General features: G+C 71.9%; 11 protein-coding genes. 10 read left to right on the top strand and 1 reads right to left on the bottom strand.

From position 1 onward, the window contains the following. Positions 1 to 418 precede the first annotated feature (418 nt). The 4 genes from ACSDR0_RS38040 to araA all read left to right on the top strand — a co-directional run bounded on the left by ACSDR0_RS38040 (position 419) and on the right by araA (position 5635). The gene (locus tag ACSDR0_RS38040) at positions 419 to 1408 is read left to right on the top strand and encodes a LacI family DNA-binding transcriptional regulator (RefSeq protein WP_435293834.1); all 990 of its coding nucleotides are present in this window, start codon (positions 419 to 421) and stop codon (positions 1406 to 1408) included. A gap of 246 nt (positions 1409 to 1654) precedes the next feature. After that, the gene (gene araB, locus ACSDR0_RS38035; RefSeq protein ID WP_435293798.1) at positions 1655 to 3358 is read left to right on the top strand and encodes a ribulokinase; all 1704 of its coding nucleotides are present in this window, start codon (positions 1655 to 1657) and stop codon (positions 3356 to 3358) included. A gap of 115 nt (positions 3359 to 3473) precedes the next feature. Next, positions 3474 to 4142, top strand: coding sequence for an L-ribulose-5-phosphate 4-epimerase (locus ACSDR0_RS38030; RefSeq protein WP_435293797.1), 669 nt, complete (start codon positions 3474 to 3476; stop codon positions 4140 to 4142). Then, the gene (gene araA / locus ACSDR0_RS38025; protein ID WP_435293796.1) at positions 4139 to 5635 is read left to right on the top strand and encodes an L-arabinose isomerase; all 1497 of its coding nucleotides are present in this window, start codon (positions 4139 to 4141) and stop codon (positions 5633 to 5635) included. The genes ACSDR0_RS38030 and araA overlap by 4 nt, the downstream gene beginning before the upstream one ends. Positions 5636 to 5800: 165 nt before the next feature. Here the strand turns inward: araA and ACSDR0_RS38020 are convergent, their stop codons facing one another. Further along, positions 5801 to 5986 (bottom strand): hypothetical protein, encoded by a 186-nt coding sequence (locus ACSDR0_RS38020; RefSeq protein WP_435293795.1) that lies wholly within the window; start codon positions 5984 to 5986, stop codon positions 5801 to 5803. Between the two features lie 569 nt (positions 5987 to 6555). Between ACSDR0_RS38020 and ACSDR0_RS38015 the strand changes: the two genes are divergently transcribed. The 6 genes from ACSDR0_RS38015 to ACSDR0_RS37990 form a co-directional block, all read left to right on the top strand. Next, a complete protein-coding gene (locus ACSDR0_RS38015) occupies positions 6556 to 8235 on the top strand; it encodes an ABC transporter substrate-binding protein (RefSeq protein WP_435293794.1) in 1680 nt (559 codons plus the stop codon). A gap of 3 nt (positions 8236 to 8238) precedes the next feature. Then, a complete protein-coding gene (locus ACSDR0_RS38010; protein WP_435293793.1) occupies positions 8239 to 9249 on the top strand; it encodes an ABC transporter permease in 1011 nt (336 codons plus the stop codon). After that, positions 9249 to 10094, top strand: a complete 846-nt coding sequence (locus ACSDR0_RS38005) for an ABC transporter permease (RefSeq protein ID WP_435293792.1) — start codon at positions 9249 to 9251, stop codon at positions 10092 to 10094. The genes ACSDR0_RS38010 and ACSDR0_RS38005 overlap by 1 nt, the downstream gene beginning before the upstream one ends. 6 nt (positions 10095 to 10100) lie before the next feature. Then, positions 10101 to 12257 (top strand): dipeptide ABC transporter ATP-binding protein, encoded by a 2157-nt coding sequence (locus ACSDR0_RS38000; protein ID WP_435293791.1) that lies wholly within the window; start codon positions 10101 to 10103, stop codon positions 12255 to 12257. Between the two features lie 8 nt (positions 12258 to 12265). Beyond that, positions 12266 to 14323, top strand: coding sequence for a hydantoinase/oxoprolinase family protein (locus ACSDR0_RS37995; protein ID WP_435293790.1), 2058 nt, complete (start codon positions 12266 to 12268; stop codon positions 14321 to 14323). 128 nt (positions 14324 to 14451) lie between these two features. Continuing rightward, positions 14452 to 14735: hydantoinase B/oxoprolinase family protein (locus ACSDR0_RS37990; RefSeq protein WP_435293789.1), on the top strand; the 284-nt coding region annotated here is incomplete at its 3' end.

Here is a 14735-nt window from a genome sequence, read left to right as displayed (position 1 = left end):
GGCCCGCGCCGGTGTCCGTGAGCGTGTTTGCGAACGTGTCCGCGAGCGTCTTCACGGACGTCGTCGTGAGCGTTTTTGAGAGCGCTCACATCAGCGGTGTCAGACCGCGTGATGATCCGTTCGGCTGCGTGACGAGCTATCAAATGCCCGGGTCGGCCGACTGTCAACCCCTGGGCGGTCAGGAGTCCTCGCATCATGGAGACCTTCTCGCAGGAGATGTGAGCGCTAACAAGAGAGTATGCGCCAGTTAAGGGCGTCGTGACGGTGGCGTCAAGTGGGTGTTAACGGATGATCTCTGAGTAATCAGAACGTAATCTCAGGGGTGCTTGACGTGGGGTGTTGTTAGCGCTCACAGTCTGTCCCAAGCCACCTGAAGGAGCCGACCGTGAGCCCGAGCCTCGAACGCCGTCCGCCGGTGATGGCGGACGTCGCCACGAGGGCCGGCGTGTCGCACCAGACGGTCTCGCGCGTGCTCAACGATCATCCCAACGTCCGCGCCGAGACGCGCGCCCGGGTGCTGGCGGCGATCCACGAGCTCGGCTACCGGCGCAACATGGTCGCGCGGGCACTGGTGACGAGACACACGCGCACCCTTGGTGTGGTCAGCTTCGACACGACCTTATACGGGCCCGCCAGCACGGTCTACGGCATCGAGCAGGCGGCCAGGGCGGCGGGTTACTTCGTCAGCATGGTCAGCCTCAAGACCATCGACACCGCGGGCGTGCGCGACGCGCTCGGCTACCTGGCCGAGCAGGCCGTCGACGGCATCGTGGTGGTCGCGCCGCAGCGTTCGGCCGCCCCCGCGCTGGCCGGCGTGCCCACCGACATCCCCGTCGTGGCCGTCGAGGGCAGCCACACGGGCGACGTGTCGGTGGTCAGCGTCGACCAGATCCAGGGCGCCCGCCTGGCCACCCGGCACCTGCTCGACCTCGGTCACGAGACCGTGTGGCACATCGCCGGTCCGTCGGACTGGCTGGAGGCCGACGGGCGGATCGACGGCTGGCGCGAGGTGCTGACCGCCGCGGGCCGCCCGGTCCCCGAGCTGCTGTCCGGCGACTGGAGCCCGCGCTCCGGCTACGAGGCCGGGCTGCGCCTGGCGGCGACGTCGGGCGTCAGCGCGGTGTTCGTCGCCAACGACCAGATGGCGCTCGGGGCGCTGCGGGCCTTCGCCGAGCTGGGCGTGCGGGTGCCCGAGCAGATCAGCATCGTGGGGTTCGACGACATCCCCGAGTCGGAGTTCTTCACCCCGCCGCTGACCACGATCAGGCAGGACTTCGGGGCGGTCGGGAAATACAGCATCGAGGTCCTGCTCAGGCAGATGGAGGCGGGAGCGGAATGGTCCCAAGAGCGACATGTCGTCCCGCCGCGGTTCGTGGTCAGGGCCAGTACCGCTCCATTTCGCGCCTAGGGTCGCGTACCGTTTCGCACGTGGGCCCGCCCACGGTCCGGGGCGCGGCTCCGGGCCCGGGTCCGCGTACCGCTCCGCGCACGAGGCCGCGCCTGGCGCCGCTCCCGGTGCCGGGCGCCGTTCCGCGCCCGGGCCCGCGACGCCCCGGCGCGCCGCACCGCGCCTGAACCCCGCGGATCCGGCGCGGTCACCCGTGCCGGAGTCCCATGTATCGAGGTCCCGCCGTCCCGATGTCCTGGAGAAAATGTGAACGCTAACAACGATCGTTACGTGGTCGGTGTCGACTTCGGTACGCTCTCGGGCCGCGCCGTGGTGGTGCGGGTGGGCGACGGTGCCGAGATGGGCACCGCCGTGCACGAGTACGCCCACCGGGTGATCGAGGACCGGCTGCCGGGCACCGCCGCGCGCCTGGGCCCCGACTGGGCGCTGCAGTCGCCGGAGGACTGGCGGGAGGTGCTCCGCCAGGCGGTGCCCAAGGCGGTCGCCGCGGCCGGGATCTCCCCGTCGCAGGTCATCGGCCTGGGGACCGACTTCACCGCCTGCACCGTGCTGCCCGCCACCGCCGACGGCATCCCGCTGTGCGAGGTCGACGGGCTCGCCTCCCGCCCGCACGCGTGGCCGAAGCTGTGGAAGCACCACGCGGCGCAGCCGCACGCCGACCGGATCAACGCCGTCGCCGCCCGCAGGGGAGAGGCGTGGCTGCCCCGCTACGGAGGGAAGATCTCCTCGGAGTGGGCGTTCGCCAAGGGCCTGCAGGTGCTGGAGGAGGACCCGGAGGTCTACGGCCGCGCGGAACGCTGGATCGAGGCCGCCGACTGGATCGTCTGGCAGCTCACCGGCGTGGAGACGCGCAACGTGTGCACCGCCGGGTACAAGGCCATCCGCCAGGACGGCGCCTACCCCTCCGTGGAGTTCCTCGCCGAGCTCAACCCCGCCTTCGCCGGATTCACCGCCAAGCTCGGCGGGGAGCCCTCCCCCCTCGGCGGCCTCGCCGGGCGGCTGGACGCCCGCGCCGCCGGGTGGACGAAGCTGCCCGAGGGCATCGCGATCTCGATCGGCAACGTCGACGCCCACGTCACGGCCGCCGCCGCCGACGCGGTGCGGCCCGGCCAGATGGTCGCCATCATGGGCACCTCCACCTGCCACGTCATGTCCTCCGACGCCCTGGCCGAGGTGCCCGGCATGTGCGGGGTGGTGCGCGACGGCATCGTGCCCGGCCTGTGGGGCTACGAGGCCGGCCAGTCGGGGGTCGGCGACATCTTCGGGTGGTTCGTCGAGACCTCGGTGCCCGGCTCCTACGAGCGCGAGGCGGAGGAGCGCGGGCTCACCGTGCACGAGCTCCTCACCGAGCTGGCCGCCGCGCAGCGGGTCGGGCAGCACGGCCTGGTGGCACTCGACTGGCACAACGGCAACCGCTCGGTGCTGGTCGACCACAACCTCTCCGCCGTGGTCGTCGGCCAGACACTCGCGACGAGGCCCGAGGACACCTACCGGGCGCTGATCGAGGCCACCGCGTTCGGCGCCCGCACGATCGTGGAGACCTTCGAGAGCTCCGGGGTGCCCGTGACCGAGTTCGTCGCCGCCGGAGGCCTGATCAGGAACCGCTTCCTGATGCAGGTCTACTCGGACGTGCTGCGCCGCCCGATCTCGGTCATCGGCTCCGAGCAGGGATGCGCCCTGGGGTCGGCCATTCACGCCGCGGTCGCCGCCGGGGCCTACCCCGACATCACCTCGGCCTCGGCCGCGATGGGCAGGCGCGGCGAGGCCGCCTACATCCCCGACGCCGGGCGCGCGGACACCTATGACCGGCTGTACGCCGAGTACCGCCGCCTGCACGACCACTTCGCCGGTGGGGAGATGCTGCACGGCCTGCGGGCCCTGCGCAACGAGGCGAGCACCCCGGCCGGCGGGAACGAGAAGAGCACGTCGACAAACGAGGAGGGCGCGTGACCGGGCGCGAGGAACATCTGATCGGGCGAACAGCGCCCCCGGCCACGCGGGCGGCCGGGCATCCGGCGACGCGGACGGCCGGGCACCTGGTCTCGTACGGAACGGGGGCGGCCGGATGAGCGCCGTCGTCAAGAAGCTGCGGGAGACGGTGTCCGCGCTCCACCAGGAGCTGGTCCGCTACAACCTCGTCGCCTGGACGGCGGGGAACGTCTCCGGCCGGGTCCCCGGCGAGGACCTCTTCGTCATCAAGCCGTCCGGGGTGACCTACGACGCCCTGACCCCGGAGTCGATCGTGGTGTGCGACCTCGACGGCGAGCTGGTCGAGGGCGAGCTGTCGCCGTCCAGCGACACCGCCGCGCACGCGTACGTCTACCGGGCGATGCCGCGGGTGGGCGGGGTGGTGCACACCCACTCCACGTACGCCTCCGCCTGGGCTGCGCGGGGTGAGTCCATCCCGTGCGTGCTGACGGCCATGGCGGACGAGTTCGGCGGGGAGATCCCGGTCGGGCCGTTCGCGCTGATCGGCGGGGACGACATCGGCAAGGGAATCGTCGCCACCCTGGACGGCCACCGCTCCCCGGCGGTCCTGATGCGCAACCACGGCGTCTTCACCATCGGCGCGGACGCCCGCGCGGCCGTCAAGGCCGCGGTGATGTGCGAGGACGTCGCCCGCACCGTGCACGTGGCCCGCCAGCTGGGCGAGCCGCTGCCGATCGCGGGGCCCGACATCGACAGTTTGTACGACCGCTACCAGAACGTCTACGGGCAAAGGAGTCCGCGGTGACCCTCCACGAGCGTGAGATCTGGTTTCTCACCGGAAGCCAGGGCCTGTACGGCGAGGACACGCTCGCCCAGGTGGCGGAGCAGTCCCAGGAGATCGCCGAGCGGCTCGACGAGGCGCTGGCGTTCCGGGTGGTGTGGAAGCCCGTGCTGACCGACGCCGCGTCGATCCGCCGGGTCTGCCTGGAGGCCAACGCCTCGGACGCCTGCGTCGGCGTGATCGCCTGGATGCACACCTTCTCCCCGGCCAAGATGTGGATCGCCGGGCTGGACGCGCTGCGCACGCCGCTGCTGCACCTGCACACCCAGGCCAACGTGGCGCTGCCGTGGAGTTCCATCGACATGGACTTCATGAACCTCAACCAGGCCGCCCACGGCGACCGCGAGTTCGGTTACATCCAGTCCCGGCTGGGCGTGGCGCGCAAGACCGTCGCCGGGCACGTGAGCGACCCGGCGGTGGCGGCGCGTATCGGCGCGTGGGCGCGGGCCGCGGCCGGGCGCGCGGAGCTGGGCTCGCTGCGGCTGGCCCGCTTCGGCGACAACATGCGCGACGTGGCGGTCACCGAGGGCGACAAGGTGGAGGCGCAGCTGCGCTTCGGCGTCTCGGTCAACACCTACGGTGTCAACGACCTGGTCGCCGCCGTCGACGCCGCGGCGGACAGCGACGTGGACACCCTGACCACCGAGTACGAGGACACCTACAAGGTCGCCCCCGAGCTGCGCGCCGGAGGCGAGCGCCACGACTCCCTGCGCTACGCCGCCCGCATCGAGCTGGGGCTGCGCCACTTCCTCACCGAGGGGGGCTTCGGCGCGTTCACCACCAACTTCGAGGACCTCGGCGGGCTGCGGCAGCTGCCGGGGCTGGCGGTGCAGCGGCTGATGGGCGACGGCTACGGCTTCGGCGGCGAGGGCGACTGGAAGACCTCGGTGCTGGTACGCACCCTGAAGGTGATGGCGGAGGGGCTGGAGGGCGGCACCTCCTTCATGGAGGACTACACCTACCACCTGACCCCCGGCCAGGAGGTCATCCTGGGCGCGCACATGCTGGAGGTCTGCCCGACGATCGCGGCCGGGGTGCCCTCGTGCGAGATCCACCCGCTGAGCATCGGCGGGCGCGAGGACCCCGTCCGGCTGGTCTTCGACGCGGAACCGGGACCCGCGGTGGTGGTCGGCCTGTCCGACATGGGAGACCGGTTCAGGCTGGTGGCCAACGAGATCGACGTGGTCACCCCCGCCGAGCCGCTGCCCAGCCTGCCCGTCGCCCGCGCGGTGTGGAAGCCCCGCCCGAACCTGAGCACCTCCGCCGAGGCGTGGCTGACCGCCGGAGGCCCGCACCACACCGCCCTGTCGTCCGCCCTGACCACCGAGGAGCTCACCGACCTCTCCGACATGCTCGGCGTCGAGCTGCTGGTCATCGACGCGGACACCACCGCCCGCCAGTTCGCCAAGGAGATCCGCTGGAACCAGGCCTACTACCACCTGGCGCGCGGCTTCTGATCCACCGCATCCCACCCGTTCTCCACCGGCTTCCGGTGCCCCGCCGCTCGGCGGGGCACCGGAAGCCGTGCGCGTCGTAGGCGGAGGGAGGGGCGGTGGCGGCCGGCCGCCGTCCCGGAGCGCTTCGCGGTGTGACGTGGGGAGGGTCCGGTGAACACCGGAGCGCTAGGGACGGATCCGGTGGCTGTCGTCCAGCAGGCGGGAGAGCAGGGCGATGGTGGCCGCGCCCGCCGCGACGCCGCTGAGCAGGGAGAGCGGCCAGGCGGACCCGGCCGCCAGGGCGAGCGCGCAGGCCAGCGTCGCGATCACCGCCGTGGCGGTCACGACGAGCAGTACAGGTACGGAGAACATCGGCTCACTCCCGCAGGCGGTACCGCCGGGGTTTCGGCGGCACTGTGGTCGAGACCCCGGCTCCGGCCGGACCCGTCTCGCCCCCATAGGTGCTGCCCGCCCTGAGCGATGTAATCATGCCCGGGTCGTCCGGCGGCGATGCGTGCCCGCCCGCTCGTGCTCGCCTGCTTGTTCCCCCCTCATGCCCCCTTGCCTGTGCCCGTTCGTGCTCGGCTGTGCCCGCCCGTGCGAGGGCCGGTGTGAGGCCCGTTTTCCCGCAGCCGGGGCGTGGATTCGCCGTCCCGGCGTCCGGGCGGGACTCCGGTGTGCCGTCCCTGCCGACAGGGTAGGAAGCGCTGGTCACATCTGGGCGTCGTTCGTGTGAAATTCAGTGAACATGGCCACTGAACACGATCTTCATGCTGCCCTGTTATCTGCCTGAGCATGGGTTTTGCGGTGAACAAGCGTCGGTCTCTTGTTCACTAAACTCAGGTCTGATAGAACAAGCGGCACATGTAGGTCGGGTGGGCCGTTAGTGGAGCGATTCGCCCACCTCGCGGCCTATCCCTCATGGCCCCTGGAGGACTGCGATGCCCGGTTTCTCTCACCCCCACGGTCCGGGATCCCCCGCGCTGTCCCGTCGCTCGATCCTGCAGCTCGGGGGTGGGGTCGCCCTCCTCTTCGCGACCGGGTGCGCCGCGGGTACCAAGGCGGGCGGCTCCGGCACCCCCGCGGCGAGCGCCGCGCCCGGCGGGAGCGCCGCCCCCCGCGCCTCGTCGCTGCGGATCGCGGTGGGGAGCTACCTGAGCAGCTGGGACCAGGACTTCGTCGGATTCGACCTGACCGCGCTGATGCTCTACAAGAACGTCTTCCCCTACATGGTCGACTACGGGGTCACCTCGGTCGGCGACGGCCAGATCCTCGACACCGAGGCCATCGCCCCCACCTTCGCCGAGTCCTTCGAGCCCGACGCCGACAACAAGGTCTGGACCCTCAAGCTGCGCAAGGGCGTCAAGTTCGCCAGCGGCAACGAGATGACCGCCAGGGACGTCAAGTGGTCCAAGGACCGCGCCTTCGCCGCCAAGGCCAACGTCGCCGGGATCTACCGGCTGATCGGGCTCACCAAGGCAGACCAGGTCGAGGTGGTCGACGACTACACCGTGACGTTCACCCAGGCGTTCCCCAGCGCCCTCACCCGGCAGATCCAGGCCATCTCGCTGTACGTCTTCGACTCCGAGGAGGCCAAGAAGCACGCCACCGGCGACGACCCCTGGGCCAAGGAGTGGTTCGCCAAGAACCCCCCGACCGGCGGCTACTTCAACGTGGGCAAGGCGGTCCAGGGCCAGGAGATCGTGCTCACCGCCAACACCGGCTATCCCGGCGCCGACGGCGCCAAGAGCTCCGAGATCAGGATCACCGTGGTGCCCGCCGCCTCCAACCAGCGCCTCCAGCTGCAGAACGGCGACATCGACATCGCCTTCGGGATCGGCCAGCGCGACATCAAGGACCTCAAGACCACCCCGGGCATCAAGGTCATCTCCGCGCCGAGCAACAACCAGGTCGCCATCCAGATGTCGGTGACCACCGCGCCCTTCGACGACCCCGCGGTACGCAAGGCGCTCGCCCACGCCGTCCCGTACGAGCAGATCATCGCCAACGTCTACGGCGGCGACGCGCGGCCCGCCAAGAGCGTCGTCCCGCTGGACATGCCCGGCTACTCCGAGACCGGCTACCCCTACGCCTACGACGTCGCCAAGGCCAAGGAGACGCTGGCCGGGGCGGGCAAGACCTCGGTCACCTCCGAGCTGGTCTTCCAGACCGACAGCGAGGAGCAGCAGCAGATCGCCGTCCTCGTGCAGAGCGAGGCCAGGAAGGCGGGCATCGAGCTCAAGCTCACCCCGCTCGACCCCGCCACGCTCGCCGAGCGCAGGGCGAAGAAGAACGTCCCGCTGCAGATCACCGTGGGCCAGCTCTGGGTCAACGACGTGGAGTACATGCTCGGGACCAGCTTCACCAAGGGTGCCAACCTCAACTACTCCAACTACGTCAACGACGAGATCGAGAAGATCTTCGAGGACTCCCACACCGTCGTCGACGAGGCCGAGCGCGCCAAGCTCTGGCTGCGCGTGCAGGAGATCATGGCCGCGGACGTGCCGTGGATCGTCGTCTGCCAGCCCAACTTCAACCTTCCCGTCAGGGAAGAGGTGGCGGGGTGGGTACAGCCGATGGACGGTCTGGCCCGGCTGCGCTACCTGAGCATCGCCGGGTAATCCATGCGCATCCTCCGGTTCCTCCTCAGGCGGCTGATCCAGCTCGTCCCGGTGCTCCTCGGGGTGGTCGTCCTGACCTTCCTCCTCGTCAGGGTCCTGCCGGGCGACCCGATCCGCACCATCCTCGGCCCCAACGCCACGGAGGCCGACGCCGCCGCCGCGCGGGCCAGGTTCGGGCTGGACCAGCCCCTGTGGCGGCAGTTCCTCGACTACGTCGGGGGACTGTTCACCGGTGACTTCGGCACCTCCATCCAGAGCGGTGCCTCCGTGGGCTCCGAGATGGCCGTGCGCGTCGGGCCGACCATGGAGCTCGTCGTGATCGCGCTGGCCGTGGCACTGGCGCTGGCCACGGTGCTCGGCATCTGGTCGGCGCGGAACGCGGGCCGGTTCGGCGACCACACCGTCCGTGTCGCGGCGCTCATCGGCAACTCGGTGCCGGAGTTCTGGCTCGGCCTGGTGCTGGTCCTGGTCGGCTACAGCGTTCTGGGCTGGTTCCCGGCGCCCAGCGGCCGGGTGGACCCCGACACCGACCTCAGCCTGATCACCGGCGCCGACCTGCTCGACGCGGCGCTGACGGCCAACGGCCCCGCGTTCGTCTCCGCGCTGGAGCACCTCGTGCTGCCGGTGGCCACCCTCGTCATCGTCATCGTCGCGCCGCTGCTGCGCAGCGTCCGGGCCTCCGCGCTGGAGGTGCTGGCCTCCGAGGCGTACGCGGCCGCCGCCGCGCACGGGCTCGGTGGGCGGCTGCTGCTCCGCGGCTACCTGGTGCGGGCCGCGCTGGTGCGGCTCCCCGCGCTGGCGGCCCTGGTGTTCGGCTTCTCCATCGGCTCGACCGTCCTCGTGGAGTACGTCTTCTCCTGGCAGGGCTTCGGGCAGTGGGCGCTGCGCGGCCTGCTCTACCGGGACTACCCGGTGGTGCAGGCGTCGGTGCTCGTGATCGCGCTGTTCTACGTGGTGGTGTTCCTCATCGCCGACGTCGTCCACGCGGTCCTCGACCCGAGAGTGAGGATCTGATGACGGAGCGCGTCCGGGAGGCCGGTGGGGACCGTCGTTTCGCGTCGTCCCTGATCACGGCCGGTTCCGCCGTCCTGGTGCTGGTCGCCGTGGCGGTCGTGTTCGCGCCGCTGCTGAGCGCGTGGGGACCCGAGGAGATCGACCCCCTCGCGTCCCTCGCCCCGCCCGGCGGCGCCCACCTCCTGGGGACCGACCTCAACGGCATGGACGTGTGGAGCAGGGTCCTGCACGCCGCCAGGCTCGACGTCGGCATCGCGGTCGTCGCGGTCGCCCTGGCCGTGGTCGCGGGCAGCCTCGTCGGCCTGGTCGCCGGGTACCGGGGCGGCTGGCCGGACGACGTGCTGATGCGGGTGCTCGACGTCTTCCAGGCGTTCCCCACCTTCATCCTCGCCCTGGCGGTGGCCGCGCTGCTCGGCGGCGGGACCGCGAACCTGGTCGCGGTGATCGCGCTGGTGAACGCGCCCGCGTACGCCCGGCTGGTGCGGGCCGAGGTGCGCTCCATCAGGGAACTGCCCTTCGTGGAGGCGTCCCGCACCTCCGGCTCCTCCTTCTGGGGGGTGCTCTGGCGGCACGTACTGCCCAACAGCCTGACGCCGGTGCGTGTCATCGCCCCGCTGAACTGCGGCTGGGCGATGCTCACGCTGGCCGGGCTGTCCTTCCTCGGGCTCGGCGTGCCGGTGCCCACCGCCGAGTGGGGCGCCATGATCAGCCTCGGTACCGGCGACGTCGTCGCCGGCCGGTGGTGGACCTCGGTACCGCCCGGCCTCTTCCTTCTGATCTGCGTTCTGGGCTTCAGCCTTCTCGGCGAGGGCCTGCAGGAACGCGCCGACTCCACGAGGAGGTGACGGACGATGACACTTCTGTCGATCGAGGACCTCTCCGTCGTGATCCGCCGTCCCGGACGCCGGGTCGCCGCGCTGAGCGGGGTGAACCTGAGCGTCGAGCCCGGTGAGGTGGTCGGCCTGGTCGGCGAGAGCGGCGGAGGCAAGAGCATGGTGGCCCGTTCGATCGTGGGCCTGCTGCCCGGCGGCTCCCGTACGACCGGGCGGGTCCTGTTCGACGGCGCCGACGTGCTGACGATGGGCGCCGCCGAGCTGGAGTCCTTCCGGGGGCGCGGTGCCGCGATCTGCTTCCAGAACCCGCGCGGCGCGCTCAGCCCCACCAGGACCGTCGGCCGCCAGCTCGTCGACCGGCTGGTCACCCACCGGGCGCTGGCCCCCGCCCCCGCCAGGGAGGTCGCCGCCGAGCTGTTCGAGTCGGTCGGCATCCGCAGCCCGAGGCGCCGCCTGGACGCCTACCCGCACGAGCTCTCCGGCGGCATGGCGCAGCGCGTCATGATCTCGCTGGCCACCGGGTGCGCCCCCGGCCTGCTGATCGCCGACGAGCCCACCACTGGGCTGGACGTGACGCTCACCCGGGAGATCCTCAACCGCTTCCGGCTCACCGCGAACGCCGAGCGGCGCGGCGTCCTGCTGATCTCCCACGACCTCGCCTCCATCGCGGAGGTCTGCGACCGCGTCGTGGTGCTCTACGCGGGGACGGTGGTGGAGAGCGGTCCCGGACCGCAGGTGCTCGACGAGCCCGCCCACCCCTACACGCGGGCGCTGCTGCGATCGGTGCCCGACATCGACGGGCGCCCGGTGACCGCCACCCCCGGCGCGATGCCGCTCCTGGCGGAGGCGCCGTCCTCCTGCCCGTTCGCGCCGCGCTGCGCCCACGCGACGAAGCTGTGCGTGACGGAGCCTCCGCTCGCCGAGGCCCTGGCCTCCGACTGGAGCGCGGCCTGCTTCCATCCCCGCTCCGGCCCCCTCACCGATCCCGCCGGACTCCCCGCCGGTGCCGCCGATTCCTCCGAGCCCCTTGCCGGTCCCTCCGGTCCCCTCGCCGGTTCCTTTGAACCCTTCGCCGGTCCCGCCGGCCCGTCGTCGCGGTCGCTCCCCGCGGAGACGGTGCCCGTGGACGCGGAGCCGCCCGCCCGTACGGCCCCGTCCACGCGTACGGACGCCTCGTCCGGCGCGGAGGCGGGTTCCCCGGCCGGGACGGGCGGGGAGGTGCTGCGCATCGAGGACGCGCACGTCGTCTACCGCGCCCGCTTCGGCGGCGGGGGCCACCACGCCCTGCGCGGGGTCAGCCTCGGCGTCGCCGCGGGCGAGACCCTGGGCGTCGTCGGGGAGAGCGGCTGCGGCAAGAGCACGCTGGCCAGGCTGATGCTCGGGCTGGTACCGCCCTCCCGGGGGAAGGTCGAGGTGGCCGGGCGGGCGCTCTCCGAACTGCGCGGCCGGGAGCTGCGCCGCCTGCGCACCCGGGCCCAGCTGGTCTTCCAGGACCCCGTCGGGTCGCTCAGCCCCCGGCGGACCGTGGAGGACGCGATCGGCGAGCCGCTGCGCGCCGCCGGGGTGCCCGCCGCCGAGCGCGCGTCGCGCGTCGCCCGCGTCCTGGAGCGGATGGAGCTGGACCCGTCGATCCTCGGGCGGCGCCCGCACGAGCTGTCCGGCGGGCAGGCGCAGCGCGTCGGCATCGCCCGCGCGCTCGTCGGCGATCCCGACCTGATCGTCTTCGACGAGCCGACCTCGGCGCTCGACGTCACCGTGCAGGCGCAGATCCTGAAGGTGATCGCCGAGGTGAGCGGCGACCGCTCGCGCGGCACGGTCTTCATCTCCCACGACCTGGCCACCGTCCGAGGGTTCTGTGACCGCGTCGTGGTCCTCTACCTGGGACGTGTCGTCGAGGAGGGGCCGGTGGAAGAGGTCTTCGGCGCCCCCCGGCACCCCTACACCCGGGCGCTGCTGTCCAGCGCCCCCAGCCTCGGCGCCGGGTACGGCGGCCCGCGGGTCGAGCTGACCAAGGACCTGGAGGAGGCGGACGCCGCCGAGGGCTGTGCCCTCGCGCCGCGCTGCCCCTTCGCGACCGGCGAGTGCCGGGAACGGGAGCAGGAACTCCGCCCGTACGGCGCGAGCCTAGTCGCCTGCCACCGCGCCGCCGAGATCCCCGCGCTGATCGAAAGGTGACACCCGCAATGCCCGACCCCAAGCACATCCGGCTGGCCGTCGACATCGGCGGCACCTTCGTCGACGCGATGGAGCTGGACACGCGCACCCACGAGGTGCGCTTCAGGAAGGCCTCGACCACCCCGGCCCGCCCCTGGGAGGGCGTGCTCGACGCGGTCACCGCGCTCGGCACCGACCTGTCGGAGGTGGAGCTGTTCATCCACGGCACCACCCTCGGCCTCAACGCCGTCCTGGAGCGGCGCGGCGAGCCCACCGGGATCATCACCAACGACGGCTTCCGCGACATCTTCCTGATCGGCAGGGGCAACGTGCCCGCCGACCACATGTACGACTTCCAGTACGAGCGGCCAGAGAGCCTCGTGCTGCGACGCCACACCGCCGGGGTGCGGGGGCGGCTCGACCACCGGGGCCGGGTGGTGGAGGAGCTCGACGCCGCCGGTGTCAGGGAGGCCGCCCGCGTCCTCGTCGAGGAGGGGGGCGTGGTGTCGATCGCCGTCTGCTTCCTGCACTCCTTCCTCGACCCCTCCCACGAACGGGAGGCCGCCCGGATCATCCGCGAGGCGTACCCGAAGGTGACGGTCTCGGTCTCCACCGACATCGTCAGGGAGTACCGCGAGTACGAGCGGACCAGCACGACCGTCCTCGACGCCTACATCCGGCCGATCTTCGAGAGGTACGTGGACCGGCTGGAGCGCGGGCTGGCCGAGCGCGGGTTCGACGGGCGATTCCTGATCATGAGGTCCGGCGGCGGTTCCATGACCTCCGCCGTGGCCAAGACCTCCCCGACGCACACCGTGCTGTCGGGCCCGGCGGGCGGCATCGTGGGCGCGGCGCACATCGCCGCCGCCCTCGGTCGCCGGGACCTTCTGACCTTCGACATCGGCGGTACCTCCCTGGACGCGTGCGTGATCGAGCACGGCTCCCCGGTGGCCGCCTACGAGGCGCAGCTGGAGCACTTCCCGCTGCTGATCCCCACCTACGACATCCGCACGATCGGCGCCGGAGGGGGCTCGATCGCGTGGTTGGAGCGGGGATTGCTGAAGGTGGGGCCGCAGAGTGCGGGTGCCGACCCCGGCCCGGTGTGTTACGGCCGGGGCGGCACCCGTCCCACCGTCACGGACGCGGCGGTCGTCCTCGGCTACGTGGACCCGGACCGCTTCCTGTCCGGGACCATGGAGCTGCGGGCCGACGCCGCCCGCGCGGCGCTCGACGAGCAGGTGGCGGGACCCCTCGGACTCAGCCCGGAGGCCGCGGCGGCGGGCGTCTTCGACGTGCTGCTGGCCAGGACCGTCGGCGCCGTCCGGCAGATCACGGTCGAGCGGGGACACGACCCTCGCGGCTTCTCGCTGCTCGCGTTCGGCGGGGCCGGGCCGCTGCTCGCCCCGCTGCTCGCGGCGGAGATGGGCATCGGCGAGGTCATCGTGCCGTTCGCGCCGTCGGGCTTCTCCGCCTGGGGCATGCTCAGCGCCGACATCGTCGACGACTTCTCCCGTACGGTGATGGCCACCCTGGACGACGCCGACCTCGACGGGCTGGAGACGGTGTTCAAGGGCGTCGAGGCCGAGGCGGTCGCCTCCCTGGAGGCGCAGCGGGTCCCGGCCGGGCGCATGGTCCTCGAGCGCCAGTTCGAGCTGCGCTATCTGGGGCAGGAGCACTCGCTCATCGTCACCGCCGGCCGCGACCTCGACCGCGACGCGATCAGGCGGGCGTTCGAGGAGACCCACGCGGCGCGGTACGGGCACGCCATGGACAACCGGGTGCAGGTCCTCAACCTGCGGGTGCGCGGCATCGGCCGCACCGACAGGCCCGAGCTGGTGGCGCGCCCGCCGGGCGACGGCGACGCGAGCCGGGCGCTGCTCGCCCGCAGGGACGCCTACGACTTCGGCACCCGCGCCACGGCGTCGTTCGCCGTCTACGACCGCGCGCTGCTGGAGCCCGGCGACGCGTTCGACGGGCCCGCCCTGGTCGACGAGGGCACCTCGACCACGGTGGTCCCCTCGGGACAGCGCGTCGAGGTCGAGGAGCACGGCTACCTGCTGGTACGGCTTGTGGAGGCGGCGTCATGACGGAGCGGCTGGACGGTGGAGGACAGGACGACGGGCGCCCGGACAGGGCTCAGCCGGAGGAGGCGCGTCCGGGCCCTGCTCGTCCGGAGGAGGCTCATTCGGAGGGCGTTCGTTCGGAGGGCGCTCGGTTGGACGGCGCGACCGCCGAGGTGGTGCGCAGTTACCTGCTCGCGGCAGCGGAGGAGATGCGGGCCACGCTGATCCGCACGTCGTTCAACCCGGTCATCTACGAGGTCCACGACTTCGGCATGTCGATGTACGACGCGGACCTGCGGCTGATCGCCGAGGCCACCGGGCTCACCTTCTTCCTCGGCGCCAACGACTTCTCACTGCGCAAGGGTGTGGAGTATGTGGGGCGGGAGAATCTGCGTCCGGGTGATGTGGTGTTGTTGAATTATCCGTACTGGAACGC

Origin of the sequence: Streptosporangium sp. G11, from assembly GCF_051192615.1 — a bacterium.
Classification (GTDB): Bacteria; Actinomycetota; Actinomycetes; order Streptosporangiales; family Streptosporangiaceae; genus Streptosporangium.
The sequence above is the reverse complement of the archived record's forward strand: the minus strand, read 5'-3'. Positions and strand labels throughout refer to the sequence as shown.

What these genes read in the sequence shown, in the direction of transcription:
- ACSDR0_RS38040 (WP_435293834.1), top strand. Translation starts at nt 419, where the DNA reads ATGGCGGACGTCGCCACGAGGGCCGGCGTGTCGCACCAGACGGTCTCG.
- ACSDR0_RS38030 (WP_435293797.1), top strand. Translation starts at nt 3,474, where the DNA reads ATGAGCGCCGTCGTCAAGAAGCTGCGGGAGACGGTGTCCGCGCTCCAC.
- ACSDR0_RS38020 (WP_435293795.1), bottom strand. Translation starts at nt 5,986, where the DNA reads ATGTTCTCCGTACCTGTACTGCTCGTCGTGACCGCCACGGCGGTGATC.
- ACSDR0_RS38015 (WP_435293794.1), top strand. Translation starts at nt 6,556, where the DNA reads ATGCCCGGTTTCTCTCACCCCCACGGTCCGGGATCCCCCGCGCTGTCC.
- ACSDR0_RS38010 (WP_435293793.1), top strand. Translation starts at nt 8,239, where the DNA reads ATGCGCATCCTCCGGTTCCTCCTCAGGCGGCTGATCCAGCTCGTCCCG.
- ACSDR0_RS38005 (WP_435293792.1), top strand. Translation starts at nt 9,249, where the DNA reads ATGACGGAGCGCGTCCGGGAGGCCGGTGGGGACCGTCGTTTCGCGTCG.
- ACSDR0_RS38000 (WP_435293791.1), top strand. Translation starts at nt 10,101, where the DNA reads ATGACACTTCTGTCGATCGAGGACCTCTCCGTCGTGATCCGCCGTCCC.
- ACSDR0_RS37995 (WP_435293790.1), top strand. Translation starts at nt 12,266, where the DNA reads ATGCCCGACCCCAAGCACATCCGGCTGGCCGTCGACATCGGCGGCACC.